This window comes from Dielma fastidiosa, from assembly GCF_003475485.1.
Classification (GTDB): Bacteria; Bacillota_I; Bacilli_A; order Erysipelotrichales; family Erysipelotrichaceae; genus Dielma; species Dielma fastidiosa.
The window spans coordinates 1-753 of sequence record NZ_QRQL01000022.1; the positions used below are offsets into that span (position 1 = coordinate 1).

Here is a 753-nt window from a genome sequence, read left to right on the forward strand (position 1 = left end):
TTATAGTTCTCATCAAATACATCTTCTACACCGCCGCGGCCCAGTCTTACATAACATGGCCCATCGATTTCCGCGATACCTTTGATGATCGCTTTCGTTTCTGCCGCGTCACATGGCTGGAACACCTTCATGCCCGGGATCGCGCGCATGATTGCTAAATCCTCGATGCACTGATGACTCGCACCGTCTTCACCCACGGTCAATCCCGCGTGTGTCGCACACACTTTCACATTCAGATGCGGATAGGCGATACTGTTGCGGATCTGTTCAAACGCTCTGCCTGCCGCGAACATCGCAAAGCTTGACGCGTAGACGATCTGGCCGCTCGCCGCTAAGCCTGCCGCTACCGCCATCATGTTGCCTTCCGCGATTCCCATATTGAAATGGCGCTCCGGACAGGCTTTCTTCGCATCACTGGTTTTTGTTGATTTTGTCAGGTCAGCATCTAATACCACTACTTTTTCATTTTCGACGATCAGCTCTGCCAACGCTTTGCCGTACGCTTCTCTTGTTGCTGTCTTGCCCATCTTATTCGCCTCCCAATTCTGCGATTGCCTGCGCACACTGTTCTGCACTTGGCGCACTGCCATGCCATGCCGCATTGTTTTCCATGAAGCTGACGCCCTTGCCTTTGATCGTATGCGCAAGGATCATCGTCGGCTGACCTTTAGTCGCTCTCGCTTCTTCAAATGCCTTTTCGATCGCTTCATAGTCATGACCGTCAATATCGATCACATGCCAGCCAAACGCTTC

1 protein-coding gene and 1 pseudogene are annotated in these 753 nt (G+C 52.1%); both read right to left on the minus strand.

Going from position 1 to position 753, the window contains the following annotated elements; all coding sequences use genetic code 11:
• A partial coding sequence (locus DWZ33_RS17875) for a transketolase family protein (protein WP_420841425.1) occupies positions 1 to 527 on the minus strand: 527 nt, incomplete at its 3' end.
• A gap of 1 nt (position 528) precedes the next feature.
• A pseudogene (locus DWZ33_RS17880) lies at positions 529 to 753 on the minus strand (transketolase); the annotation flags it as partial.